Here is a 1487-nt window from a genome sequence, read left to right as displayed (position 1 = left end):
CCACACCTGCTCCGCGCCCGCCTTGTCCTCAAACCGCAGGGCGTTGGCGTTGTCGACCGAGCCGTCTTTTGTCCGGCTCATAAAGCCCATCTGCGTCGCCGCCGCCGGCAGCGCCCACGGCGGCATGCTCGCGTCGTTGTACACCCGCCCGGTAATGATCGGACGGTCCGGATCACCGTTGATAAAGTCCACCACCACCTCATCGCCCACGCGCGGAATTTGCACCCCGCCGTAGCCCTGGCCCGCCCAGGCGCTCGACACGCGCACCCAGCAGGAGCTGGTGTCGTCGCCCTTTGCCAGACGGTCCCAGTGGAACTTCACCTTCACGCGGCCGTATTTGTCCGTCCAGATGCTCTCCCCCTGCGGACCCACCACTTTTGCCGTCTGCGGGCCGTAGGTGCGCGGCCAGGACGTACTCTGCGCCGGGCGATAAGAGACCGACGCCGGGATAACCGTGAAATCAGTCCGGTGAATAGTTTCACCCTCGCCGCTGGCGTAGCGGTTCTCCTCGAAGTGATACCCCGCCGCCGTCACCAGATAGTCGCCGTTATCGCTGAAGAACGGCGCGTTAGTCAGGGTGAAAGTGTGGCCCGGCGCAATGCCTGCCGCCGTGGCAGTGGCCTGAATCTGCTGGTGCTCCACCTGCCAGCGCTCCTGGCGAATGCGGGCGTAGAACTCCGCATGCCCGGTATCCACAAAGCGTCCCGGCCAGTCGTAGACGTCAATGCTGCCCGGCTTCGGCGACGCCGGGTTCTGCTGGGCCTGGAACAGCCACGCGTTCGGCTTGCGGAAATCGTAATCGTCGAGGCTGTAAATCCCCGGCGTGACGCTGTCCTCCAGCGCCCACTGACCGATACCCTCTTCATCCGTGCTGCCGCCGGATGGCGTCTGGTGATACGGAATCACCTCGTAGCCGCTGAACGGCTGATGCTGGGTGGCGGCGTCGGTGAGCACGAGGGTGTGTTTGTCGGCCTCGTGGCTGAAGTGATACGCAATCCCCTCCAGCTCCATCAGGCGGCTGATGAAGTCCAGGCTCGACTCCTGATACTGCACGCAGTAGTCCCACACCCGGTAGCTGCCGGTGAGTTTGTCCTCGACGTTGACCTGATGCTCACCCAGCAGGGTTTTCACAATCTGCGGCACCGTCTGCCCCTGGAAGATGCGCAGGTTACGGTCGCGCTTCATCGGCCACAGGTCCGGCTCCACCGTCAGCTGGTACACCGCGTAGCGGGTCCCCGACAGCTCAACGGCGCTCACAGCCACGCGCGTGACTTTACCGTTGATATAGCGGGAGGTGAGCAGGTTCTGCGTCGGGATGGTCACCGTGACCGGCTGGCCCAGCAGTTTGCTGCGGTCAATACGCGCATCCGTGCCGAGCAGGGTCAGCGTCAGGGCGAACGACTCGGACATCGCCTCGCGGCCGGAGAGTTTCCAGAAGAGCAGCCCCTCGACCGGGAGCTGGACGGTAATTCGGTTGAGCATAATCG

General features: G+C 64.0%; 1 protein-coding gene. It reads right to left on the bottom strand.

The genetic code is table 11. The features are described 5' to 3' along the window. A partial coding sequence (locus tag GM298_RS23210) for a type VI secretion system Vgr family protein (RefSeq protein WP_266155407.1) occupies positions 1 to 1482 on the bottom strand: 1482 nt, incomplete at its 3' end. Between the last annotated feature and the right edge of the window lie 5 nt (positions 1483 to 1487).

This window comes from Enterobacter sp. HSTU-ASh6 (genome assembly GCF_026319105.1).
Classification (GTDB): Bacteria; Pseudomonadota; Gammaproteobacteria; order Enterobacterales; family Enterobacteriaceae; genus Enterobacter; species Enterobacter sichuanensis.
This window is presented reverse-complemented; position numbering and strand designations above follow the sequence as displayed.